The organism is Vibrio sp. 10N.261.52.C11, assembly GCF_041471405.1.
GTDB lineage: Bacteria > Pseudomonadota > Gammaproteobacteria > Enterobacterales > Vibrionaceae > Vibrio > Vibrio crassostreae_C.
Window position 1 is genome coordinate 15,342 of sequence record NZ_JBFROI010000021.1, and the last position, 25,290, is coordinate 40,631.

Below are 25,290 nucleotides of genomic sequence, written 5' to 3' on the forward strand. Positions count from 1 at the left end.
GGATAACTTTGTCAAACTATTACAAATTCGTCAAAAACCACCTCTATTTATAATCTTAGGGAATAATCGTACGAATTCCATCTTTGATGCGATTTACATGGCACTTTAACCGTCTGTGTCACATTACCGCTAAAGTTAGGCGTGGGGCTGTTGATTTTTGAAGGAATTTAAAGGGGGTAAGACCATGATTGATGTGTGTGAAATGCGTTGAATGGTTTTTAAAATCTTATTTTTAAGAATAACTTCGCCAAAAATACCCAATTTGGTTTTGAGTTATTCAGAGCTTTTGGAGCTTGAAGTCTAATAGGATAGGTGGCTGTCATGGTTTAATGACAGCCAGAAAGTAGCAAAAGAAAGTTACATCGGAAGGTTCAAAAACTCATTTTGATACAGCTTGTTTGCCAAGCTATCGCGAAGCTTAGCGGGGATGAATTTCATTCGATTGATTTGTCTGACCATCTCTTGTGCAAAGCTAGGCTTTTGTTTCATGTTCATCACGCAGCCCATTAGGTTGATACTTTGTGCATCAAGCAGCTTTTTCGCTTGTTCTAGGTGGTGACTCGACGTTTCACCATAGGCGACAACCATCAATGTGCTGTCACAAGCACTCGCCACAGACTGAGCCGGAATGTTGCCTTTGTTTATGTTGAGAAGCGGTGAGGTATCAATGATGACTCTGTCGTATTTCTCTAACCATTTGTTGACCACGTTTTGTAACGTTGTCGGATCTTTATAAGCCAATTGCGTTGAAGCAACTTGTGGAGCAGGTACACCGATAAACGTACGCTGAGATTCAACATGTTCAATCAATTGACCTTGCTGATTATCTTCTAGCATATTCAAATCTTTGAAAGCAGGGTTGAATAAGTTGAGATCAACATAAAGTGTTGAATGACCCGCAAGAAGAAAACGCTCGGCTAATGCGGTTGCAATAGATGTTACGCCGTCACCTGAATGGCAGGCGGTGACGCATATTGATTTTTGGCCGTTAAGTTCAGAAGCTAAATACAGTTGCTCGACTTCGGCATGGGTCGCTGAAATTGTCATTATAAAGCTCCTATTAATACGATGGTGGTGGTGATACGCAGTATGTCATCAAGTCCGACGCGTGCTTTTTCAATAAAGCTTTCGCGACGGTCTGGGATGTAAATCGTGTCACCAGCGCGTAGCACCGGCAAGTTGTAAATGTTCGCCGTTTTGCTGAATTCAACAAGGTCAAAAGTACGAGCCTGACCTTGGCAGCAAGACATATTGACGATGGTAATTTTTTCTACATAAGCATTGTCGGTAGGTCCTGCTGCTTCTGCCAGAATATCTAGAATGGTCATGTTGTCGTTGAACACATAACGCCCCGGATTGTTAATCGCACCAAGCACACGAACGGTTTCTTCTTTCGGTGTATCTAACCAGTTTTTGCCTTTCTCTGGGATGTAAATCGTGTCGCCAGTGGTTACGTTTGGCAGTAACGATTCGTCACCGGTTTCGAAGTACAGTGATAAGTTAAGTTTGCTTACTTGCGAATAGGTTTTGTCACGATGCGTTACTCGAACGTTGTGGATGTCGGCATCCTTTGTTGGACCGTCAGCCGCAGACAAGATATCAAGGAAGTGCATGTCTTTGGTGAAGCGGTAACGACCAGGCGCATTCACTTGTCCAAAAATGTAGATCGAAGCATCAGAGCTTTGACGAACCCATTGTGATTTATTGTCTGAAGGGTCTTGTGGCAAGTCGTGAACACGCACGATAGAGCCCGCTCGAATTTGTGGCATTTGGTCACGTGGCGCACCATTTCGAATAAAATCATCAAGGTTAAACACAACTAGCTTTCTACCAGTAACAACTTCGATTTTCGATGTGTCAGCGCGTAGCGTAGGGCCACCGACGTGTGCCAATAATCCCATGAAATTCATTTCATCTGACCATTCAATACGACCAGGTCGATTCACCTCACCAATCACGTTAACTGCTCTGTCTGGCGTGATTTTCAACCAAGACTTCTCGTTCATGTCGGTTTTCTCGGGAACGAAAATCGCGTCACCAGCTTTGATGCTAGGAGGGTTAGAGTTAGGTAAGCCTTCAGTGTAAGCCGCTAAATCGAATTTAAGCACTCTGCCATCTGCTTTGATAACACGGATTTGTCGTGACTCTGCAAATCGAGTTGGGCCGCCCGCATTCGCCAAGATATCCATAAAGGTCGCGTCTCTTTTGCCTTCAAAAGCACCAGGGGCTGCGACTTCGCCCATTACGTAAACCATGTTGGCGCCGGATTTGATCTCTTCTTCTTGCTTGGGAACGAAAATGGTCGCACCCGGGCGTAAAATTGGAAGCAGACTTTCGTCACCAGAATCTAAGTAACGTTTTAGGTTGAATAGCGTTGGGGTGTTGTTCGAAATCACTCGGATTTGCTCAACACTGGCATAACGAGTTACGCCGCCCGAACGCATAAGTACGTCGACAAGGTCGGTGTTCTCTTTGTAAGTGAACGAACCCGGCGCGTTCACCTCACCAAACACTTTGATGGAGTTACGAGAATCAGCACTGTCACCTGAGTTAGCAAGCTTTGCTGCGTCAAACTCTTGCTCGATGTTACCGACTAATGGAGAAGCTGGAACGAATAGTGAATCCAGTGATTGAAGAGTAGGTAATGCTGACTCGTCTCCTGAATCAAGGAATCGTTTGTAGTTAAACTCTTTCTTATCTGCGCCTCGCTTAAGAATCAGCTTATCCAGTTGCGCGCCCGGGCGTAAACCACCCGCAGCGTAAAGTGCCATTTGGATGCTAGAACCTAATGAGAGCGTGTATTCGCCAGGCTGTTCTACATAACCTTGCACGTAGATGATGATTTGCTGCTCTTTTACATACACTGAAGCGTTCGAAAGATCTTTGTAAGCGGTTGCCAGCGACTCTAGAACGACTTTGTTAAGCTGTTCGCTGTCGTAACCCGCAACAAACACAGCGCCTACTTCTGGAAGAGTAATACGGCCACGCTTATCCACTTGGAACCCCGTGTTTAAGGTACTTTCACCGGGTACGTTAACTTGGATTAGATCACCGACTTGAACTGCATCTGAAAACTCGTCGTTAGCATTGACGACATTCGCAAAGCATAACGATAGGGTGATGATAAAAGCGATCAAGGATTTCATAATCCACCTCCCATTTTCTCGGCATTCTTAGGCGAGACAATTTCAATACTTACTCGGCGGTTCGTTAAACGCGTGCCGTCGGATTCACCTTCAAAAAGAGGGACGGTTTCGCCAACAGAGACGGCTTTGATTCGTTGAGCGCCTAGTCCAAAAATAGTCAGGTAGCGTTCGACTTGTTTCGCTCGTCCAAGTGCTAACTTGTCGTTGTATTCTTCGGCACCCGTTGCATCAGCATGGCCGGTAACAACAAGGTCTAGGGATTTGTGTTCTTTAAGTAAAGTGGTCGCCTCGGCCAGTCTTCCCATATATTTAGGATTTACTTCAGTCGAGTTTTCCGCAAATTGGTTGTCAACATTAAGCAGGTCATACAACTGTTCAATAACCGACAGTTGCATTCTAAATTGATTTTCATTTTTTGGTGGCTCACAGCGGGCTTGTGAAGTTACGTAATCCAGTTGGACCTCAAGTTCATTTAGGCGTTTTCTTTGGATCACTAAGTCGTTGGCTGCATCCAGTAGTAGACCGCCTTGAAGTTCACGAGCAATACGATTTTGCTTTTCGATTGCTTGAACAACAGCAGCTGGGAAACACCAACGAGCACCTTCTTGGATCAAAGCATCAAGGTGCAATTTAGCGAGCTGCCAATCAAAGCGTAATCCATGTTCTGGACCAAGAGGCTCGTCTGGCATGACAGGAGAGAAGTCTGAGTTTTGATAGTTAATAGAATCGTAACTTTCAGCCAAACCCCCTGTGCCTTGTTCAGGATAGCTAGTACAGCCACCCAGAACGAGAGCGGACAGAGAAAGGGCTATGTAGTTTTTCAGTGTTTTCATGCCAACGTCCTATGTTTCTAATTTTTCTTATTATTTTTTGTTACTTCTAGCTTAGTGGGTCTTCATGAATTTGCAGGATTTTTTGAATTTACTGGGATAGCGTGGCCAATACGCAGCAAGCTCATAATTTCAAGCGGTTGCCCCGTCACATTTTCAAGTCGCATATTGCGCTCGCGTTCAGTCAGACGTTTGAACATATAAACAATTGCGCCAACCCCAGATGAATCTAAAAACTCAACTTGGCTAAAATCAACTTCGATTTCAGGGTGGCCATCGTTAGAAATCACATCATCGATGTCGGTTTGTGCATCACGACTGCCTGCTGCATCCAGATCACCGAAAATAGAAAGTATCAGTGTCGTTGTGTTTAAATCAATCTTACGTAGTTCCATAGCGATATCTCCTTTTAAGTATGTATGGACAACTGCACTGAATGTGCCAACTTTTATGTTGTTATTTTTCAATAAGTTATGTTTAGTACGAATTCCTATCTCAAATTGAGAAAAGACGTTTCTCAATATGAGAACTAAAAACGGCGGAATATATGAGAGTTATAGGTCATTAATTTAATGAATAAATGAAAAGGTTAGATAAGGTTGATGAGTGGATCGCATCTTCTAGCAAAGGTTGTCTACCTACGTGTCAGAACGCTTAGGATTAAAGGCGTTTGTTGACCACTACAGATATCAATACGGAGCAGATGATGAGATTAACTAAATTGGCGATAGCAACTCTATGGGCGTGTTCGCTCTCTTCTCATTCATCCTATTTACCTCCCGACCATTTGGTACTGGCCAATACATACCAACAAGGCATTGATGTTTCTGAATACTGGAAGAGTGAAAAGCTTGATGGGATTCGGGCTCTTTGGGACGGACAACATCTTTATACACGCAATGGTAATCGCATTTACTCACCCAAGTGGTTTACTGAAAACTTGCCTAAGGTCCATCTCGAAGGAGAGTTGTGGGCAGGAAGGGGCAAGTTCCACCTTGTTCAATCTACCGTTCTCGACCATACGCCGAGTGACACAGCATGGCGCCAAATCGATTTCATGCTGTTTGATATGCCCGGCGCTGCGGGAGATTATCAAAAGCGCTATTACAACATTTTGCATTGGGTAAGCGTGATTGGAGAATCTCATGTCAGCTACATAGAACATGTACCAATTCACAGTGAAGAGGCTTTGTTTCATCAACTTGATAATGTCGATGAGCGTAATGGCGAAGGTTTGATGCTTAGAAAAATCACCAGTCGTTATCAAGCAGGCCGAAGTAATGATTTGTTAAAACTGAAAAGGCATCATGATGCCGAAGCCACAGTTATTGGCTACAAGGGTGGGACAGGGAAGTATAAAGGGATGATGGGTTCAATCTTGGTTCACACAGAAGAGGGTGTGGAATTTTATATAGGTAGCGGGTTCACTGACCAAATGAGACTTGTACCGCCAGAGATCGGCAGCCGTATTACCTTTCGCTACAATGGTTTTACTCAAAACGGAAAACCCAAGTTTGCGCGCTTTGTTCGAGAGAAGAGTGAATATTAAGGCAGATACGATCTACCTGACCATTAAACGAAAAAGAGCCCTGAAAATCAGAGCTCTTTTTTTTATTCGAAATCAGATAGACCGACTTAGCGAGTACGAATCTAGCGAGAACTAAATTCTAACTGAACGTCATCGTCCTGCTTGTGCATCCAGTGTAGACGCATACCCAGCATAATCGCGGCTGACGTTAGACCGACGATGAAACCAATCCAGAAGCCGTGCGCACCCATAGGGTCAACAATCCAATCTTTCATACCCAAGATGTAACCGATAGGAAGACCAAGCAACCAGTAAGCCACAAAGGTGATGTTGAAGATTGAACGCATGTCTTTGTAGCCACGCAGAGCACCCGCAGCGATAACTTGGATGGCGTCAGTACATTGATAAACCGCCGCGAACAACAGCAACTGCATTGCAACGGTAATTACCGCAGTGTTCTCTGTGTAAAGTAATGCAACCTGTTCTCTGAACAGGACAGTTAACGCCGCTGTCATTAAGGCTGTCACTAAACCAACAATGATACCTACGTGTGTCGCGATCTTAGCGCCTTCGGTGTTGTTTTCGCCCAACTTATGCCCAACACGAATACTCACGGCTGCACCGATACTCATTGGAATCATGAAGACCAGCGAAGAGAAGTTGATCGCGACTTGGTGCGCGGCAACAATCAATGAACCCAATGGTGCAACTAACAGAGAAACCACCGCAAACAGAGTTACCTCGAAGAAGATAGCGGCCGCCACAGGGAAACCAAGTCTAAACAGACGAATTTGAGCTTTAAGTTGCGGTTTATGGAACGTACCGAAGATGTTGATTTTCGCCAAACGCTTTGATGTTAAAACGTAAGCGAACAGTAGTGTAAACATCACCCAATATACGATAGCCGTTGCAACGCCACAGCCAACACCACCCAGAGCAGGAGCACCAAGTTTTCCGTATACGAACATCCAGTTCAGCGGGATGTTTAATAGCAAGCCAATAAAACCAATCACCATCGCAGGCTTGGTTAAAGACATACCATCGGTAAAGCTTCGCAATGTTTGGAACAACAAAAACGCAGGTACAGCAAACATCACCGCATTCATATAGCCGATGGTCTTTTCCGCCATGAGTTGTTCAATGTCCATCCACTCCAATATCAATTGTGTTTGAAAAAGCACACCAATGATTGGAAGGGAGATGACGAGCGCTAAAAATGCGCCTTGTTGAATTTCGAATGGAATTTTTACTTGTCGACCAGAACCATTCAGTTGTGCAACGACAGGAACCAACGCCATCAATAGACCAACACCAAATAGGATTGATGGTAGCCAGATACTTGCTGCAATCGAAACCGCCGCCATATCGATAGCACTTACGCCACCGGCCATTACGGTATCAACAAAACCCATTCCAGTTTGTGCAACGGATGCGATCAATACTGGGGTCGCAAGTTTGATTAGATTCGAGGATTCTTCTTTGTAACGATGCACAAACAACTCCAAATAAGAGGGAAAATTAGAATAATAGTGTAGGAAAGGACATTCTGAAGGAATCAGAGACAATGATCTTAAGCTTCCACTGGACGAATCATAAAGAAATGTCACAATAACTGCTATGAAAAACTGTTATTAGGGCGTGTTGATCTTTCGAGCTGATTTTTGCAGCGAGTTGCTGGGCCTTTATACAAGGCAGAGGCTTTGATGTGTAGCTAGCCTACATGAGAAGCCGATAACGTAGTAAAAATGACCAGCAAACGCTGCCCGAAGGGTTCGAGCTGGGCGCCCCCGCAAAAAGCGTTTTACTCTTTGTTGAGGGAGATTTGCTTAGGATGCTAGGCTACTTCCCCCTCGCCGCGATTAAAACGTTTTTGACTAGGCGTCCCCATCCGAACAAAATTTAACCGCGAAAGGTCAACACGCCCTAGAATACTAAATAGGAATCTTATGTTTACAGGTATCGTTCAAGGCATGGCAACACTGGTTGCTATCAACAAAAAAGAGTCGTTTCAAACTCATACCATTGAGCTAAGCGATGAAATGGTTGAAGGATTAGCCATTGGTGCTTCAGTAGCTCATAACGGTTGTTGCTTAACGGTAACGGAAATTTCAGGTAACCAGATTGCTTTTGATTTAATGCAAGCGACATTGCGATTGACGAACTTAGGCCAACTGAATGTTGGTGACAAAGTGAATGTTGAGCGTGCAGCAAAGTTTGGTGACGAAATTGGCGGGCATAGCATGTCTGGCCACATTACTCTGATGGCTAACCTAGTCGATGTGATTAAAACAGAAAACAACCGTACGCTTTGGTTTGAGCTGCCTCAAGAATCAATGAAGTATGTGTTGAGTAAGGGTTACATCGGCGTTGATGGTTGTTCATTGACGATTGGTGAAGTGGAAGAGAACCGTTTCTCTGTTCACCTGATCCCAGAAACACTGAATCGTACTCTGTTTGGCGGCCGTGAAGTAGGCGACCAAGTAAACATTGAGTTTGATCCTCAAACACAAGCGATTGTTGATACTGTCGAGCGTGTATTAGCGAACCAGAAATAGCCACTAAGCGCATTTAATCGGTGGCAATAAAATCACACCGATGACCAAATTAAAAAAGAGCACGTGAGGTGCTCTTTTTTGATCATGGTTTAAACGAGAAACTGATTGTCAGAATACTTGTTCATCATCGGCATCAATCGAAAGGTTGATTCTGTCTCTTACTTCGTCAACCTGCATATCCAAATGAATGGCATTGCAACACGCTGGACAATCATCATAGAAGTCTTGGCTACCATTAGATGCATCAAGCGTGATGTTAATACCGTGCCCACAATGCGGACAGGAGACATGTTTCTCTGTGTATTTATGCATGGCAAATTCTCCTCACAGTAACTGATACCAATCGTATTCGGTTATAAACAGCTGTAATTGGTATTAAACGGCCTGTATCTTCTGAATGCATGCTTCAGTGTGTGCTAAATATTCGCCGCCAAATTGATTGCAGTGGTTAAGAAGATGGTACAAGTTGTAAATGTCTTTCCGATCAGTATAGCCAACGTCGAGTGGATTGACGCTCTGGTAACCTTCATAAAACTCTTTAGGGAAACCTTCAAACAATTCCGTTAATGCCAAATCGCATTCATGGTCCCCCCAGTAACAAGCCGGGTCGTAACAGATTGGCCCAAAGGCTGAATTTGCTACATTGCCATTCCAAAGATCCCCATGAAGCAAAGAAGGGCGAGGGTTGTGGCCAGCAAGACGCATATTCACCACATCAACGATGTCATCGATATCACCAAACTCGATGCCTTTCTCTTTGAGCAGTTGCAGTTGGAAACCAATGCGTTGCTCAGAGAAAAAGCGACCCCATTTCTTATGCCAAGGGTTGGGTTGAAGTGTGCTGCCGATATAGTTGTCTTGGTCGCAACCAAACTCTTTTTGCTCGCCCCATTGATGAAGCCGCGCAAGCTGAACGCCGAAATCGAAGCTATTGTTGCCCGTCTCGAGCGGTTTGGTCGGCAAGTAATTCAGAATAATGAACGAGCACTCTTTGGTTTTGCCAATAAGCACCAACTCAGGAACGTAAACAGTGGAGGTTTCTCTTAACAAGCGTAAGTTCTCAGCTTCAATTTCAAACTTAGGTAAAAATTCTCGCTGATTCACTTTCACAAAGTAACGCTCATTACCATCGCTGATCATATAGCAATCGTTAATGTCGCCACCAGAAACCTTGGTACGTTCAGTAATCTGAAAGTTAAATAGAAGAGTATCTGAAAGTTGTTGAGAAATGGCCTGCCACATAGGAAATCCTCAAAGACTGAAAGTTAAAAAGATTGAAGGTTAGAAATACTGTTTGTTTAATAGCAATAGTTTAGGATAAATCTGAACAATTTATAGACGCACTCGTCAATGTTCTTAGCTCTTCTTCATCTTACGTAGAATCAATTGGCCGAATTGTGAACTCGAACTGATTCAAGCTCTTTGAAATACAAACATAAATTGAAAACCTGACGTGATGAAATAGTTTGGAACTGGTCTCACAATCGAAACGGTTTTGAACGCCACAAACTGGAAAAGAGGTTTGAGCTTGTTATTGTCTAGCGACTAAATCAAATGAGCTTTTAGAGTAAGTTGAAAGGGCTATTGTTAACTGGCGCAATACTTTGCTTCAAAGTTTGTCTTACACTTCTTTAGCGTGAATTTACTTATGTCGTAAGTAGGCAGGTATACCACATAAAGCTATATCGATTTAATTTTAAGCTGAAATACTAACTAGGATCATTTAAATGTGGTTTTGGGCAATAAAGTGATGACAAATAGCTTCATTTACATAGTATTAGGCAAGTACGTATTAATCTGCTCTAGAGCTTAAAACGGAGAATTATTGTGGTTGTAGAAACCGATGGCTATTTGGCTTTAATCGAGCACCTATCATTCAACCTTGATGTGTTTACCAATAGTAATGGTGATACTGGAAACGAAAGTGTCGAAGACATTGTTACCGACATGATTTCAACAAACATCATGGCTATTTTCGAGCAAAACCCAGAGTTGCATTCGAGCGTTCGTTTTCAACTTTTGAAAGAAGCAGATGCCGTAGTAGCGGATCTTGGTGAAGTATTAGCGGGTGTGTGGGCTAAGAAAGCGACTAACGAACAAATTGTATTCCTCGATGAGTACATCGCGTTAGTGAAGAACCTGTTTGATACTGCTGTTGCTAAATACGATTAACGGTTTGTTTGCTCATTTATCGTCGTAATTAATCAGCATAATAACAACGGGCGTTTAAGTCGTATCTTTCTAGAGTTACCTCGCTCAGCGGTTTATCTTTCGAACCGCTATAAACGCCTAAAGTGCCAAAACTTGGATGCCCAGTAAGGGTTATCTAACCTAGAAATAATGACACCTTTCGATGTCGAGGCATGTAGAAATTGGTTGTTTCCTAAATAAATGCCTACATGTCGCACCGTCATCGAAGTCTTGAAAAACACCAAGTCACCGCTTGTTGCCTGCCCATACGCAATTTCTTTTCCCTTTTTACTCTGGTCTTTTGTGGTTCTTGGTAGAGCTTGTTGAGTCGCATTTTGCACGGCGATTTGAACAAAAGCAGAGCAATCTATACCTCGAAATGAGGTCCCACCGAAATGGTATGGCACGCCTTTCCACTGTTCATACACGCTCATATAAGCGTTTGTAGTCAATTGTTCTGACTTTGATAGGGGTTTCTGTGCGGTTTGACTAAGCTGAGAAGGCGAAGGTGACGAGCTACAAGCAGCCAATGTTGCTAAAGTTATTGTAACTACAGCCATTTTTCTGATTTTCATATGTAACTCTTCTGACAAAAAACTGAAATAAAAACGTCATCAAGGACTTCTAGTATACGACCTAACTTAAGGATATCTCTTTTCGTAGTCAAACTGGATTTCACATGCCCGACACAAATTTATCAATAAAACCCTCACGTTATACATTCTCGCTCATTCAAACCGTCACTGCTGTATTTATTTCCATTCTTTTACTTGTTACTTTTTTATCAATGGTTAGCATTCGGGGCGTTGAACGGGTCGGGGGACATTTTGATGCACTCTCGGAACAAGCATTACCCCTTGCTCTACATAACGCCGAATTAACGCAAAGCGTATTAGAACAAGTAAAACTTCTCACTTACAGCACCCAATCAACCGACTTAGATACACTGAATGCCACAAGGGGCTCAATTGACCAACTCGCTACAGAGAGCAATACCACGCTAGAGGAACTCCTTTTTATCTCCCAATCTTTTCCTGATGCAATCTCTTTAGAGCAACAACAAAACCTTGTCGATGACATGGCGCAACTGCAAACCATGACCAACACGGTACTGCTGGCACAGATCGAAATTCAAAGTAAGCAAAATCTGATCGACAGTAAAATGGGCGAGTTCCGTTATGGCGTTGGATCTATCGGACCAGAAATGAATCGAATCAGCTCATTCTTGGTTGAAGACAACCCAGAAGCGAGCGATGCAGCGAACCGATTCACATCCAGTGCGTCTGCTATGGCGAACACCTTCTTGATGTTGATGATGCAACCTGACATTGATAAAGCACAAGACGAATACCGTCAATTGAGAAACCGAATCGCAGGCCTTAACTTGGCTTACAGCGATTTTGCCGATTGGCATCCAGACATCGTTGAGTTCGCGAGCTTGACGGCGCCTTACGAGATGGTGAAAGAAGGCTTTACCGAAGAAGGCGTGATCAAACAGATCCTCTTGAAACTCGAACTGGTTCAGCAGCAAGAGCAAAACTTAACGCAAGTCATTAACTTAGCGAACACCGTCATTAGCACATTGAATCAGCTGTCTTCCACCGCTTCCCACCTGATTGATGAAAGTGAACTGGTTGTAAATCAAACCATCACCAATATTGATCGTGTGTTGTTTATCAGCGGGCTAGTGATTGCCGTAATCATTGTGATTTCATGGTTCGTGTTACGCCGTTGGATGAATAAAGGGCTTAAAAACATAACTCAACAGTTGAGTTCACTGGCAGATCATGACTTCTCTAAACAGAGTGAATTACTGGGGCCGCTAGAGCTGCAAGTTATTACTTCAAAACTCAATACGGTCGTTGATTCAACCGCAGATTCGGTTCGTTTAGTAACGCGCAACTGTGAGACGCTTTATCAAACGGCAGAAGTAAGCCACGACGCTGCAGAGCAAACCAATTCGAGCTTGAACGAGCAGAACGAATCACTTCAGAATATGATCACCACCATTACTGAGCTGGAAGCATCGATTGGTGAGATTGCTCGTATCTCTAACGCATCGAACGACGATGCTCAAATAGCAGAAGATGAGTCAGTGAATGGCAGCCAAGTGGTTGGCCTTAACCAACAACGATTACAAGCACTTGAGCACTCTCTTAGCATGAGTGAAGAGTCGATGGCTGACTTGGATGGTCGAGTGAAACAGATTCGTGAAATGGTCGACATGATCAGTGGTATCGCTGAAAACACCAACTTATTGGCACTGAACGCTGCGATAGAAGCGGCGCGAGCAGGTGAACAAGGTCGAGGTTTTGCGGTAGTTGCAGACGAAGTGCGTAAATTGGCGAGCGGCACATCCCAGCAAACCACCAATATTCGTAGCATGATGAACGAACTAGTAGCGGCAGCAGATCGCTCACGTGCTTCTGTAACGGAATCGAGAAGTGAGATGGCCAATGCACTGGAAACCAGTGGCGATGTAAGACAAGCCTTCGAGAAAATCGAATTTGCGGTTAGCCAGATCAAAGGGCGTGTTGAGCAAATCATGGTGGCTACCGAAGAACAAGCTCGTGCAACTGTCGATGTTACCCATTCAATCACTCGAGTATCTGAGCAGGGCGAGAATACTAAGCTGCAACTTGAATCTATGATCGAGAGTTCAGAGCAAGTCGGAGAGATAGCAGGGCACCAACAAGCCATGCTTCATAAGTACGTGCTGAAATAGACGAGCGTGATAGTTAAGCTAGTGTGCGAAAGAGTTTAAGCACTAGCAGTACTTAATCATTAACTACGCTTATAACGACTATCGATACAGAAGCGCCCTTAAGTTCTCACAAGAATCTAAGGGCGTTTTGTTTTCGGATTAAGATAACTTTGGTATTAAGCTAAGGTTGGTCTCAATATAAGCTTGAGACTCAACTGAATTCGAACTTAATCTTTCGTTGTCGGGAATCGTGCAAATGGCTGACGTAACATTAAATCTAGCCGTTGCTCTTTACCATCTTGAATCTCGGGAACACCAATATGCACCTTGTCATGACCAAGCTTGGGTTGGGCGCGGTAAGTTTTAAACCAGATGTCCCACACTGATAAAAAGAAGCCAAAGTTTGAGTGCGTTTCCTTAACAATGACTGAGTGATGAACGCGGTGCATGTCTGGTGTCACAACCACTTTTCTCAATCGTTTATCGAACCATAGCGGAAGACGTGCATTACTGTGGTTAAACATCGCACTCGCATTAAGAACAATTTCAAATATCACGACCGCAATGACAGGCACACCAAGTGCGATCACCAAACTCACTTTGATGAGCATTGAAAGAATCATCTCAATAGGGTGAAAGCGCGTTCCGGTTGTGACATCAATATCTAGGTCCGCATGGTGAACTCGATGTAGCTTCCACAACCAAGGAACACGGTGAAACACCAAGTGCTGCAGGTAAATGGCGCAATCTAACAGTAATACGCAGACCAGAATGGTGAGTTCTTTCGGAAGTGACAGGGTATTGAACAGACCCCATTGGTTTTCTTGCGCAATGACCGCCGCTTGGAATGCTGCAATAGGAATCAGAGTGGCTAATAGAAAGCTGTTCAAAGCGACCAGCGCAAAGTTGTTTCCCCAACGAAACCACTTGTTTTGAGTCAGTGTTTTACGCGGAAAACGGTATTCCCAAAGCGCACACAATCCAAAAACGACAATAAAACAAACAAGGCGAAGCAGTGATGGGTCTTGCATGGGAATTCCTTCTATCATTCTAAGGACACTGTAAGTACAATCGTGCCACTTTTCTAGAGTTATCGTTATTGTCCATGAGAATCCACGCTTTTCACCGTTTATATCAACATCGTTTATCCATTGCTACCAAACCGTTTAATGCGCGCGGGTGTAAAGTCGTGCGATGTGAATTCTGCAAAATCAAACAAGACAGCTGTATCTGTGAGCATCAACCTAACGTTGATACGAACGTCGCGACTATGTTGATCTTGTCAGACAACGAAATCTTAAAGCCAAGTAATACCGGCCGTTTGATTGTTGATACGGTTAAAGACAGTTACGCCTACCTTTGGCATCGCACTGAGCCAAATCAAGAGATGTTGGATGTCCTCAAAGATGACAAATACCAACCTGTGATCGTATTCCCTGAAGACTATACCGACGACAAAACGCGCGTAGTTCAAGATCTGCCACAAATGCGTGACCCAAACAAAACACTATTGCTGATTTTCATTGATGGCAGTTGGCGCGAAGCACGACGTATCTTCCGTCGCTCAGAGTATCTGCAAGATTTACCGGTGTTGTCGATTGAGCCGGAATCGGTTTCTCAATACATGATGCGTAAGTCAGACAACGAACAACATCTATCAACGGCCGAAGTAGCGAGCTTAGTTTTGAAACAAGCCGGTGAAGAACAGGGCGCTAAGACTTTACAGCTATGGTTTGAAGCATTTCGTGAAAGCTACATGTTGAGTAAGACGCGTTATAAGTCCGATCCAACCAAACCAAGCCTGAATGCTTTCATAGAGCATACTAAAAGTGAGACGTCACTCTAACCTTTAACCGCTTTGTGCTGACTTGTTGTTCAAACAGATTCGAACACGAGATAAGTTTGTTATCTATCACGGTTTGTAGGGGGAGTGTTATGGATAATGCTTCCTAGTTGTTTAATTTAAAAATTTTATTTGCCCGAATTTAGGGAAAAATTGGAGAGATTTCATGTATTACGGCTTTGATGTTGGCGGCACAAAAATTGAGTTTGGTGCGTTCAATGAAAAACTTGAGCGAGTAGCAACCGAACGCGTACCAACGCCTACTGAAGATTATCAACTGCTACTTGATACGATTGCCGGTTTGGTAAAAAAATACGATAGCGAATTCTCTTGCGAAGGCAAAATTGGCCTTGGTCTTCCAGGCATGGAAGATGCGGACGACGGCACTATGCTTGTTGTTAACGTACCGGCTTCAACAGGTAAGCCATTACGCAAAGACTTAGAAGCGCTGATTGGTCGTAGTGTTAAAATCGAGAACGATGCGAACTGTTTTGCGCTGTCTGAAGCGTGGGATGATGAATTGAAAGATGAACCATCAGTAGCTGGCCTAATTCTAGGTACTGGTTTTGGTGGTGGTTTGGTTTTTGATGGCAAAGTATTTTCAGGACGTAACCACGTTGCTGGCGAGCTCGGCCATATGCGTCTTCCTATTGATGCATGGTTCCACCTTGGCGACAACGCACCGTTACTAGGCTGTGGTTGTGGCAAGAAAGGTTGTTTAGACAGCTACCTATCTGGTCGCGGCTTTGAACTGATTTATGAGCACTACTTCGGTGAGAAAAAGAAAGCGATTGAAATCATCCAAGCGTACAACGAAGGCGAAGCAAAAGCAGCTGAGCACGTTGACCGTTTCATGGAACTATTGGCTATCTGTTTCGCAAACCTATTTACTGCACTTGACCCGCATGTTGTAGCACTAGGTGGTGGACTTTCAAACTTCGAACTTATCTACGAAGAGATGCCAAAGCGTGTTCCTAAATACCTATTGTCTGTAGCGAAATGTCCAAAGATCATCAAAGCGAAGCACGGTGATTCAGGTGGCGTTCGTGGCGCAGCATTCCTTAACATTAAGTAATCATTACTTACCGTTAAGCTAATTAAGGTTAGATAGTTAAAAGCATAAATAAAAATGCCGCAATCTCAAAAGAGGTTGCGGCATTTTTTATTGTTCGGTGTTTCCGTTTCTTTAGCTCTTAACTTCTTAGCTCTCAAGTGCAAACGAAAAGCAAGAAACTACAGAACGAGAAAAAGAAGCCAGAGGGCTTACTTCTTCTTTTTACCAACACCAAGGTTGTCTTTTTGCTTCAACGTAAGCTTAGTAAAGCCAAGCTTGCGGAAATAGTTGTCTTGGTAGTTACGAACCGCTTTAGTATCAGAAATAAACTCAAGCTGTTGCTCAGTTTTTAGGTACTCAGTGATGTCGATACCTTCGGCTGCAGCTACAGCTTCTTGGATCGTGCGGTGTTCTTGTTTCGAAAACAGTAACTCTTTGTCTTCGTCTTTGTAAGTGTACAGAATGGTACGAGCCATGATGCTCTCCAATAGAATTATTACTTTGCGCGCACTCTACATAAAAACAGTACGTGGCTCAAGGTTATGATAAGAAATCTTAAGATTATCGTTCTAACGTTTAGCGTAATTTAAGCTATTTGTCTTTTAGGCAACGAACAGGTTGTCTTTCACGAAACGAAAAGAACAAAAAGCCCCTTAACATCGAAAGCTCGATAGAAGGGGCTTCGTCTATGTCTTAGCAATGAGCTTCTAAGTCAATTAAAAAGCAGCTAAGTCAATTTAGGTGTTTGAGCTTTGAATCAAACACGACCTTGCAGAGGAATGATCGTCACTGTCTCGCCAACTTTCACAGTATCAACTGCTGGAGAGATTTCGATTAAGCAGTTCGCTTCACTCATTGAACGCAGAATACCTGAACCTTGCTTGCCCGTTGTTTTCACTTCAAGCACGCCAGATTCATTCATCGAGAACACACCACGGCTAAATTCAGTACGGCCTTGGCGTGAGCGCAGTTGTTCAGTTGCTACAGCATTTGCTTTTACTGGTGTCCAGTTCGTTTGACCTTGAAGCTTGCGGATCGCAGGCTCAACAAAGTTAATGAACGACACCATCACAGCAACAGGGTTACCCGGTAAACCAAAGAACGGCTTGTTCTCAATCTTACCGTAAGCCAATGGGCGACCTGGACGCATGTTGATACGCCAGAAGTTGATTTCACCCAGTTTATCTAACGCAAGCTTGATGTAATCCGCATCACCAACAGACACACCACCAGAAGTCAAAACCATATCGGTTTCAAGCGACGCAGAATGCAGCACATCCATCATCTTCTGCTCATCATCTTCAATGATGCCGTAATCGACGATGTCACAGCCGAGCTTTTGAAGCATGCCGATAATAGTAAAACGATTTGAGTCATAGATAGAGTTTGGTTTTTGCTCGTGACCCGGCGCTTGAACTTCATCACCCGTAGAGAACACACCCACTTTCACTTTACGCAGAACAGGGCAGGTACTAAAACCTAACGACGCCATCATGCCCATTTCTGGCGCTTCAATGCGTGTGCCACGTGTAAAGACAGGTTGGCCGATTTCTAAATCTTCACCTGCCATACGGACATTTTGTCCAACCGAGATTTTAGCATCAGGGAAGCTAACTTTATCGCCATCTTGGACGGCTTGTTCACGCATCACGACAACATCAACGCCTTCTGGCATTGGTGCGCCGGTCATGATTTTAACGGCTTCACCTTGTTGCACGATTTGCTCGTAGCTGTGACCCGCCATGACTTCAGCAACGATGTTGTAACTGTCCAATTCTAGATCTTCACTACGAATTGCATAACCGTCCATTGCAGAGTTGGTATTCTGAGGAACGTTGATTGGCGAAATCACATCTTCAGCCAGCACGCGGCCGTAGCCTTGCAGTAATTCAACACTCTCTGTGAGATCGAGTGCGTCAATGCTATCAACAATCTTTTGTTGGCCTTGAGTAACGGTTAAACCTGCAGGAGAGAACGAATCACAACAAACAGCTGGCGCTGCGTCTTTTGAAGATGAGCATGACACGGCTCTGCCTGTTGTAGAGACAAGGTCAAAGGACTGCGCGTAATCGATGATGAAATCACGAATCGCTTCTAAGTCGCTGATCGCCATTTGTGGCAGCTCTGATTCAACTTGGCTGCCTGCCGCGATAGCAATAATGTTGTTATCGTTTGGATATAACCAAGGTTTGCCCACTTCATCTCGGTGCAGTTCAATTTTAGGGAAGGCGATGTTCTTACAGCCTTCAACCAAAATCAGATCAAGCGTGTTGGTATCAAATCGAGTCAGCAGGTAATAAAAATCTGCTTCGGCTTCTGGTGTTTCTGTCATCATCACGTGACGATTACGAGAAGCAATCAACATTTGGTTCGCGCCCGCTTTACGTAAGCGGTAACTGTCTTTACCCGGCTTATCGACATCAAAATCGTGGTGAGCATGTTTTAACACGCCAACTTTTAAACCCGCATCAGTCAACAGAGGAAGCAGGGCTTCAAGTACGGTCGTTTTGCCTGTACCGCTATAAGCAGCAAAGCCCAATAAAGGAAGGTTAGGGCGTTGTTTAGAATCTTTCATTATTGAAGCGTTCCGAATTGGGTGAGTTCTTCTGGCGTGTTGAGATTAACAAAGCAGTTAGGAGAATCGCTGAAATCAACGTATTCGGTAACACACTCTTTGTATAGCAAGATGATTTTACGATCACCACGTTCCAAAAACGCTTCTAACTTTGGTAGAACACGTTTGTGGAATAGGGTGAATACAGGTTGCTTAAATTCGCCATCATGCGCGACAAGAATGTCGCTGTCTTCTTTAACTGCAGAACAAAAACGCTCAACAAGGTCGTCACTGATTTGTGGGCTGTCGCAAGGGACAAAGCCGACCCAGTCTGTACTCGCGTTTTTAAGGCCAGCATGAATGCCGCCCAATGGACCTGGATAGTCAGGGAAGGAATCGGAAACAACCGGAGCAAATGCTTGGTAACTGTCTAAGTTACGGTTGGCATTGATAGTGATGCTGACATCTTGCTGTGACAGCTTGTTTATAACGTATTGAATAAGCGGAGAACCGTTGAGCTCAACAAGTCCTTTATCTTTTCCGCCCATGCGGCTGGCCTGTCCGCCAGCCAAAATAACCCAACTAGTTTGCGTTGGAAGCAGCATAAATATTCTCTTGTGCTTTATCTTTCTGAATAACTTGCAGAAGCGGCGATTCGGTCAAAGTATTGTCTTTGATCCACCACTGCTTCTTACATAAATCGGTTAACGCGTTAGTTTGGTGACTGGTGATGACTAAACTCGCGCCTCTTTGAAGAAGATCTTCGGCCATTATCACCAATCTTTCAATAGATTCTTTGTCTAAAGAAGCACTTGGTTCATCCATAAGCAAGATTGAAGGCTTAAGAATCCAAGCTCGAGCCATTGCTACGCGTTGACGCTCACCGCCAGACAACACAGAAATATGCTCATCTGCCAGGGTTTCTAAACCTACCATTCTCAATGCATTAATTATTTGAGCTCGCTTATCTTTTTGGCTCTCTTTGTTAAAGCGAATGCCATAAGCGACATTTTGGTACACCGAGCCATCAAAAAGATAGGGGGTTTGATGCAGGTAGATAATGTCTTTGAACTTGAGCCTAGGGAATAAGATCTGCTGCCAGCTTTGTGTCGGAGACTGAATGCGGCCAGAGCTGGGCTGAATCAATCCAGACAATATTTTAAGTAGGGTCGTTTTACCCACACCATTATCTCCTTTGAGATAAATGGCATCGTTGGGGCCGATCGACAATTCGGGAATGTGGAACAAAACACGCTCTTTGTAGCGCATTGAAATTTGCTGCGTTGTTATTTTTATACTCATGACAGCGTTCCTAAGTTCTTAAATAGCCTTTTCCTCTCACACTGGAAAGGAAAAAGTTAAGGGCTAATGCCAATGCTAATAACACCATACCGAGGGCGACGCCTTGAGCAAATGCGCCTTTGTGGCTTTCCATGGCAATAGCTGTTGGGATGTTTCTTGTCATCCCCATAATGTTGCCACCTACCATCATTGAACAACCTACCTCTGTCACGATACGAGAGAAGGCAGCAATGGTTGCAGCCAACAGAGGAAAACGCGTTTCCCAAATCAAGGTACACGCCACGCGTGTTGTTGATACGCCAAGTGTGCGCGCTGTTTCTACCGCACGGCGGTCACTGGCCTGCAGAGCGCCATGCATCATCGCAACTAGGATAGGGAAACAGATCACCATTTGACCTAGAATCATCGCCTTTTGGGTGAACAGCAATTGCCAATCACCTAACGGGCCAGAGCGAGAAAGCATCATGTACATCAACAAACCGATAACCACAGTAGGGATCGCTTGCAGGGTGTTGATCACTGAAAGCAGAGCCCATTTCCCGGGGAACTCGGTATAAGCCAATAAGAAAGCCATAAGGATTGCAGGAACAATCACCAATGAGATGGCGGACAAAGATACGCTGAAGGATACCGCGACGATTTTCCACAATTCGTGGTCAAAACTCACTAGTAGGTTCATTGCATCAATCGTTGTTTGCCATAGGGTCATGAAGTATCTCGTGTGAATCGATAATAGGTCTTTATCGGTAATGACTGATGTTAATCATAGCTGACACAATATTATTGAGCCTATATTGGCCAGCTATTGTTTCTTTAAATGCTTCAGTTAACTGGTTAGTTAAGCGTAGTGCTAATTGGAATTAGTACTTACAACAAACCATTCTCAGCTTGTTATAAACGAATCTACGCTGACGAAAAACTACTCTGCGCTCGCTACAAACAGCTGTTTGCCATGCAGTTTAAAGTCGTTAATCAGTTTCTGACCTTTAGGGTTAACCAACCAATCACTGAATACTTTCGCTGCTTGGTAGTTAATGCTTGGGTAGCGCTCAGGGTTAACCAGAATCACTTGGTAAGGGTTGAAGAGGTTCTTGTCACCTTGGAAAAGGATTTTTAGATCCAGTTTATTTTGGTAAGCCAACCAAGTACCACGGTCTGTCATGGTGTAGCCTTGCATCTCTGACGCCATGTTCAGAGTAGGGCCCATACCTTGACCAACACTGCGGTAACCACCAAAGTTTGGTTCAATTTTAGTTTGCGCCCAAATGCCCATCTCTTTCTTATGAGTACCAGAGTCGTCGCCACGAGACACAAACGTCACGTTATTAGTCGCGATCGCTTTGAACACATCTGCCACTGCTTTTTGAGATTCAATTTTTGCTGGGTCACTTTGAGGGCCCACAATCACAAAGTCGTTGTACATCAGCTTACGAGGTAAAACGCCGTAGCCTTTTTCTACGAAATTCGCTTCAGCTTTTGGTGCGTGAGTCATTACCAAATCAACATCACCATTTTCGCCCATGCGAAGTGATTTACCGGTACCCGCAGCTAGAACATCAACCTTGATACCAGAATCTTTTTCGAACTCAGGCAATAAGTAGTCCAGTAGACCAGAGTGATAAGTACTTGTGGTTGTCGCCAACTTAATATGAGTGGTGTCTTCCGCGCTGCTAGCCGTGTAACTGACGATAGATAGAGCTGCAATAGTTAGGGGAATTGCTTTCATTATTATTATGTCCATTCTGTTATAAATGAATGACATGCCTTCAATTTTAAAGGGCTCAAAGAGGGCATGTGCATAAGACGCTAATTGTTGTAATTAGAAATCTACACCTTATAAGCAATCTTAATGCCAACAAATAATGCATCAGATTTCATTAAATTGCTGTTATTTCGGACAAAACTGAGTCTTTTACCCCGTTAAAATGAATCAAAACATGAGCTAGGACAAAATGTCGCACATTGTCCCTGTTGGAGAAAAGGTTAATTGGTACACTCTGTCCCAACTTTTCTCACCGGCTAATCATTATGTCTTTACCTAGTTCATCTGCATCCAATCTCAACCCGAACACATTGACTCAGTATCAGGCCTTTTCCGTTTTGGTGGTCGATGATGAATTGGGTATGCAGGCTATCTTAAAGAAAGCACTAGGTAAGTTCTTTGGCAAGGTGTCGAGCGCAGGATCGGTTGAAGAGGCTGAAACGCTGCGTTCGAGCGAACATTTTGATCTGATTGTCCTTGATATCAACCTACCAGGCCGATCTGGCATTGAGTGGGAAGAGGCGTTTAACGACAACGACAAACGCGCCGATGTGATTTTCATGACGGGTTATGCCGATCTAGAGATGACCATATCCGCGCTTAAGCTTGGTGCTTCAGATTTTATTCTTAAGCCGTTCAACCTCGAACAGATGATACAAGCGGTTCTGCGTTGTATGGATAAGCGACTCGACCAAAGAATGCAGTACGCGTTGAAGCGTGATGTGAGTCGTCATATCAAGACTGAACTGATTGGCAATTCAGACAAGACCAAACAACTTAAATTGCTGATCAGTCAATTTGCACCGTCTCGAGCGTCCGTCTTGATAGAAGGTGAGTCGGGTACCGGCAAAGAGCTGGTTGCTCGTGGTGTACATGAAGCCAGTAAACGCACAGGTCCATTTGTGCCAATCAACTGTGGTGCGATTGCTCCAGAGCTTCTAGAAAGTGAACTGTTTGGACATACATCAGGCGCATTTACTGGTGCGAAGAAAAACCGTGAAGGTCTTTTCCGAGTCGCAAGTGGTGGCACCTTGTTCCTTGATGAAATTGGTGAAATGCCACTGCCAATGCAAGCTGCATTGCTACGCGTGTTAGAGCAAAGAACCATTCGTCCAGTCGGTAACGAAAAGGAAATTTCCGTTGACGTACGAGTGGTGGCGGCGACCAACCGAAATCTTCAAGAAGAGGTCGATAAAGGGCACTTCCGCCGCGATCTGTTCTACCGACTCAATGTACTTAAGATTGATGTGGTGCCATTGAGAGAGCGCCCGTCAGACCTGATTGAACTTGTTCCATACTTTACTCGTCTTTTATCGAGCGAGCTTGGCATGCCAGTTCCAAATTGGGCACATGAAGATATCTTGGCGTTGAACGAATACGAATGGCCGGGAAATATTCGTGAACTTAAAAACTTAGTCGAACGATGCATTCTTTTAGACAAGCCACCAGCACACTATTGGCGCGAGATTAATGGTGATCCTGTTCCCGCTAGCATTTCAGTGACGGTGTCACATGGTGCGGAAATGCCAAACTTGAATAATGCAGACGCTGCCGAGGGTTATCCAAACACTTGGACACTCAAAGAAGTAGAAAAATCTCATATAGAACAGCTGGTTAGTTTTCATGATGGCAATAAATCGGCAGCTGCAAGAGATCTTGGCGTCGCACGTAAAACGCTAGAGCGTAAGTACAAAGATTGGAACACAGAAGGCTCTGAATATGCCGATTAGACGTCGTTGGTGGTCAAAGTGGGCGTTCCGATTCAAAACCATGGTTCGCTACCGATTATTATTCCTAACATCAGCTCCGATCATTCTGACCTTGTGCGCGCTTGTGGCTATCACACTGTATTGGTCAATACGTTACACGTGGCAGGGCGCTCTGATTGATGTTGATGAACGCTTGGATGTTGCCGATAACAGTATTCACCTGATCCAAAATCAGCAAGCATACAACGTTCGTGCGTTCGCCGAGTCTTATAACTTTCGAACCAAACTCGCGAGTGATCTTTCACACGAAGAGCTAACTCGCTGGGTGTCTGAGAACAAATCTCGCTATGAGCTCGATTTTCTGCGCTGGCGCAGTGTCGAGAGCATGGAAAAGAAACTCGAATATCTAAACTTAACTCACAAGCCTTCATTTTTCAGTGTCTTAAGCCGTAATGAACTCAATTATCTCGATCGTGACCTCGCTAAAAAAGCGGAAGTTCCGATGCTCAACGGGCAAGAGGTCGAGACTCGCGGATTGGTAAGCCGAACCGTTGTATCCATCAAAGATGAACATGATCATGTGATTGGTTTTCTGGATGGTGGGATCTTACTGAATAACAGTACTCAACTTGTTGACCAAATCAGTAACCTTATCTATCCACAACGAGAAGGTTTTAATCGTCATATAGGAACGGTCACGGTTTTCCTTGATGATCTTCGTGTTAGCACCAACGTGCCTTTGAGCAGTGAAGACAGTGTAGGGCGCGCCATTGGTACACGTGTTTCTCACGAGGTTCACTCGAAAGTCTTGATTGAAGGTAAAGAGTGGCTAGATCGAGCGTATGTTTACGATGCTTGGTACATCACAGCTTACCAACCAATCCATGACCAGTTTAATAATGTGATTGGTATGCTTTACACCGGTTATTTGATTTGGCCGCTGATAGAAACGTACTTAACCAACCTTGGCGAAATTAGCATTACCATTGTGTTGCTTCTGTTGGCATCCGGTTTGATCGTTCACCGTGGCGCACGTGATCTTTTCAACCCAATCGAACGCATTCATAAAGTGGTGAAGCTAGTACAGATGGGGCAAGACAAGCGAATTGGTACGCTAGGTTTGGATGATCAACACGAACTGACACTGCTCGCTAAACAGTTCGATAAGATGTTGGATCTACTGCACGAGCGTAATCAAGAGATTCAACAAGCGGCGTCTGAACTAGAGTGCAAAGTGCATTCTCGTACCGCGAGTTTGAAAGAGAAAACTGAAGAACTTGAACTGCACATCAAGCTTCTCAATCAAGCCAGAGATAAGCTGGTGGTCAATGAAAAACTGGCCGCGTTAGGTGAATTAACGGCAGGTATTGCTCATGAGATCAATAACCCAACCGCCGTGATTCTTGGCAACGTTGAACTGATGAAGTTTGAACTGGGCGATGAAGTGAGCCGTGTAGATGAGGAAGTCCACGCGATCATGGAGCAGATTGACCGAATTCGAAATATCACACGAAGCCTGCTTCAATACAGCCGTCACGGCGGCGTACAAGACGAAATTACGTGGCAACATATCAACCCAATAGTGGATGAAAGTATTACGCTCGTAAAAACAGGTGCGAAGAAGAAAGGCATTGTGTACGTATCGCAGCTGAACGCTAAAACCTCAGTCGAGGTCAATCGAAACCAATTGCTACAGATTCTGGTTAACCTACAAATGAACGCGATTCATGCAATGGACGGTCAGGGCACGTTAACCATTTCGAGTGAAGACTGGGTTGAAAATGGTGTGTCTCATGGCGCTATCGTTCATGTTCAAGATGAAGGCTGCGGTATTAAGGAAGAACAACTGAAACGTATCTTCTCGCCTTTCTATACCACCAAACGAGATGGCACGGGCTTAGGGTTGTCAGTATCTCAGAGTATCTTGAGCCAAACTGGCGGCGAGATCCGAGTTGAATCTGAGGTAGGTAAGGGAAGTTGCTTTAGTATCTATCTTCAACAGAAAGCGACACCTCAATTGCTTGTATCAAACCTATAAGTTCTAAGAACTCATTCACTGATATTATCATCTGATAATATTTCTAACGCGCTTGGGCTATTACACGAACGTTTT

23 protein-coding genes are annotated in these 25,290 nt (G+C 44.1%); 8 read left to right on the forward strand and 15 right to left on the reverse strand.

Annotated features, from left to right (window positions below; all coding sequences use genetic code 11):
• Positions 1–357: 357 nt before the first annotated feature.
• The 4 genes from AB4323_RS07670 to AB4323_RS07685 form a co-directional block, all read right to left on the reverse strand.
• A complete protein-coding gene (locus AB4323_RS07670) occupies positions 358–1,047 on the reverse strand; it encodes a tyrosine-protein kinase family protein (protein WP_017059593.1) in 690 nt (229 codons plus the stop codon).
• Positions 1,047–3,146: an SLBB domain-containing protein gene (locus AB4323_RS07675; RefSeq protein ID WP_017067079.1), complete on the reverse strand. Its 2,100-nt coding sequence runs from the start codon at positions 3,144–3,146 to the stop codon at positions 1,047–1,049. Before AB4323_RS07675 ends, AB4323_RS07670 begins: the two co-directional genes overlap by 1 nt.
• A complete protein-coding gene (locus tag AB4323_RS07680) occupies positions 3,143–3,979 on the reverse strand; it encodes an OmpA family protein (RefSeq protein WP_102428867.1) in 837 nt (278 codons plus the stop codon). Before AB4323_RS07680 ends, AB4323_RS07675 begins: the two co-directional genes overlap by 4 nt.
• A gap of 62 nt (positions 3,980–4,041) precedes the next feature.
• On the reverse strand, positions 4,042–4,371 hold the full coding sequence (locus AB4323_RS07685; protein ID WP_102333326.1) for an STAS domain-containing protein: 330 nt from the start codon (positions 4,369–4,371) through the stop codon (positions 4,042–4,044).
• A 311-nt stretch (positions 4,372–4,682) separates the two neighbouring features.
• Between AB4323_RS07685 and AB4323_RS07690 the strand changes: the two genes are divergently transcribed.
• Entirely contained in the window at positions 4,683–5,525 is an 843-nt protein-coding gene (locus tag AB4323_RS07690) for a DNA ligase (RefSeq protein ID WP_372106309.1), read from the forward strand.
• 101 nt (positions 5,526–5,626) lie between these two features.
• Here AB4323_RS07690 and AB4323_RS07695 read toward each other — a convergent pair whose 3' ends face one another.
• Complete coding sequence (locus tag AB4323_RS07695) at positions 5,627–6,997, reverse strand: MATE family efflux transporter (protein WP_372106279.1); 1,371 nt, start codon at positions 6,995–6,997, stop codon at positions 5,627–5,629.
• 453 nt (positions 6,998–7,450) lie between these two features.
• Between AB4323_RS07695 and AB4323_RS07700 the strand changes: the two genes are divergently transcribed.
• Positions 7,451–8,059 (forward strand): riboflavin synthase, encoded by a 609-nt coding sequence (locus tag AB4323_RS07700; protein WP_017065861.1) that lies wholly within the window; start codon positions 7,451–7,453, stop codon positions 8,057–8,059.
• A gap of 108 nt (positions 8,060–8,167) precedes the next feature.
• Here AB4323_RS07700 and AB4323_RS07705 read toward each other — a convergent pair whose 3' ends face one another.
• The gene (locus AB4323_RS07705) at positions 8,168–8,371 is read right to left on the reverse strand and encodes a CPXCG motif-containing cysteine-rich protein (RefSeq protein ID WP_017059600.1); all 204 of its coding nucleotides are present in this window, start codon (positions 8,369–8,371) and stop codon (positions 8,168–8,170) included.
• A gap of 63 nt (positions 8,372–8,434) precedes the next feature.
• Positions 8,435–9,301 carry a fructosamine kinase family protein gene (locus AB4323_RS07710; protein WP_017059601.1) on the reverse strand — a complete coding sequence of 289 codons (867 nt, stop codon included), beginning with the start codon at positions 9,299–9,301 and terminating at the stop codon, positions 8,435–8,437.
• Positions 9,302–9,886: 585 nt separating this feature from the next.
• Here AB4323_RS07710 and AB4323_RS07715 point away from each other — a divergent pair.
• A complete protein-coding gene (locus AB4323_RS07715; RefSeq protein ID WP_010440912.1) occupies positions 9,887–10,231 on the forward strand; it encodes a DUF3802 family protein in 345 nt (114 codons plus the stop codon).
• A 107-nt stretch (positions 10,232–10,338) separates the two neighbouring features.
• Here the strand turns inward: AB4323_RS07715 and AB4323_RS07720 are convergent, their stop codons facing one another.
• A complete protein-coding gene (locus tag AB4323_RS07720; RefSeq protein WP_372135020.1) occupies positions 10,339–10,824 on the reverse strand; it encodes a C40 family peptidase in 486 nt (161 codons plus the stop codon).
• 104 nt (positions 10,825–10,928) lie between these two features.
• Here AB4323_RS07720 and AB4323_RS07725 point away from each other — a divergent pair, with 104 nt between their 5' ends.
• Positions 10,929–12,974 carry a methyl-accepting chemotaxis protein gene (locus AB4323_RS07725; RefSeq protein ID WP_372102743.1) on the forward strand — a complete coding sequence of 682 codons (2,046 nt, stop codon included), beginning with the start codon at positions 10,929–10,931 and terminating at the stop codon, positions 12,972–12,974.
• A 206-nt stretch (positions 12,975–13,180) separates the two neighbouring features.
• Here the strand turns inward: AB4323_RS07725 and AB4323_RS07730 are convergent, their stop codons facing one another.
• The gene (locus tag AB4323_RS07730) at positions 13,181–13,984 is read right to left on the reverse strand and encodes a sterol desaturase family protein (RefSeq protein WP_372135022.1); all 804 of its coding nucleotides are present in this window, start codon (positions 13,982–13,984) and stop codon (positions 13,181–13,183) included.
• Positions 13,985–14,052: 68 nt separating this feature from the next.
• On the opposite strand from AB4323_RS07730, the gene AB4323_RS07735 reads away from it, so the two are divergent.
• Both AB4323_RS07735 and nagK read left to right on the forward strand, forming a co-directional pair.
• Positions 14,053–14,799, forward strand: a complete 747-nt coding sequence (locus AB4323_RS07735; RefSeq protein WP_017080483.1) for a tRNA-uridine aminocarboxypropyltransferase — start codon at positions 14,053–14,055, stop codon at positions 14,797–14,799.
• A 163-nt stretch (positions 14,800–14,962) separates the two neighbouring features.
• A complete protein-coding gene (nagK, locus tag AB4323_RS07740) occupies positions 14,963–15,871 on the forward strand; it encodes an N-acetylglucosamine kinase (protein ID WP_004733781.1) in 909 nt (302 codons plus the stop codon).
• Between the two features lie 188 nt (positions 15,872–16,059).
• Here nagK and AB4323_RS07745 read toward each other — a convergent pair whose 3' ends face one another.
• The 6 genes from AB4323_RS07745 to AB4323_RS07770 all read right to left on the reverse strand — a co-directional run bounded on the left by AB4323_RS07745 (position 16,060) and on the right by AB4323_RS07770 (position 21,432).
• Positions 16,060–16,326 (reverse strand): DUF2960 family protein, encoded by a 267-nt coding sequence (locus tag AB4323_RS07745; protein WP_004733780.1) that lies wholly within the window; start codon positions 16,324–16,326, stop codon positions 16,060–16,062.
• A 281-nt stretch (positions 16,327–16,607) separates the two neighbouring features.
• Positions 16,608–18,425 carry a bifunctional molybdopterin-guanine dinucleotide biosynthesis adaptor protein MobB/molybdopterin molybdotransferase MoeA gene (locus AB4323_RS07750; protein ID WP_372152100.1) on the reverse strand — a complete coding sequence of 606 codons (1,818 nt, stop codon included), beginning with the start codon at positions 18,423–18,425 and terminating at the stop codon, positions 16,608–16,610.
• Complete coding sequence (gene mobA, locus AB4323_RS07755) at positions 18,425–19,009, reverse strand: molybdenum cofactor guanylyltransferase MobA (RefSeq protein WP_004733776.1); 585 nt, start codon at positions 19,007–19,009, stop codon at positions 18,425–18,427. Before mobA ends, AB4323_RS07750 begins: the two co-directional genes overlap by 1 nt.
• Positions 18,987–19,706: an energy-coupling factor ABC transporter ATP-binding protein gene (locus tag AB4323_RS07760; protein WP_004733775.1), complete on the reverse strand. Its 720-nt coding sequence runs from the start codon at positions 19,704–19,706 to the stop codon at positions 18,987–18,989. The genes mobA and AB4323_RS07760 overlap by 23 nt, the downstream gene beginning before the upstream one ends.
• Positions 19,707–19,716: 10 nt before the next feature.
• Entirely contained in the window at positions 19,717–20,415 is a 699-nt protein-coding gene (locus AB4323_RS07765) for an ABC transporter permease (protein WP_017067174.1), read from the reverse strand.
• A gap of 210 nt (positions 20,416–20,625) precedes the next feature.
• The gene (locus AB4323_RS07770) at positions 20,626–21,432 is read right to left on the reverse strand and encodes a substrate-binding domain-containing protein (RefSeq protein WP_017059611.1); all 807 of its coding nucleotides are present in this window, start codon (positions 21,430–21,432) and stop codon (positions 20,626–20,628) included.
• 302 nt (positions 21,433–21,734) lie between these two features.
• On the opposite strand from AB4323_RS07770, the gene AB4323_RS07775 reads away from it, so the two are divergent.
• Together AB4323_RS07775 and AB4323_RS07780 are read left to right on the forward strand one after the other, a co-directional pair.
• Positions 21,735–23,198, forward strand: a complete 1,464-nt coding sequence (locus AB4323_RS07775) for a sigma-54 dependent transcriptional regulator (RefSeq protein ID WP_065584417.1) — start codon at positions 21,735–21,737, stop codon at positions 23,196–23,198.
• On the forward strand, positions 23,188–25,215 hold the full coding sequence (locus AB4323_RS07780; RefSeq protein ID WP_372152102.1) for a cache domain-containing protein: 2,028 nt from the start codon (positions 23,188–23,190) through the stop codon (positions 25,213–25,215). Before AB4323_RS07775 ends, AB4323_RS07780 begins: the two co-directional genes overlap by 11 nt.
• The last annotated feature ends 75 nt before the right edge of the window (positions 25,216–25,290 follow it).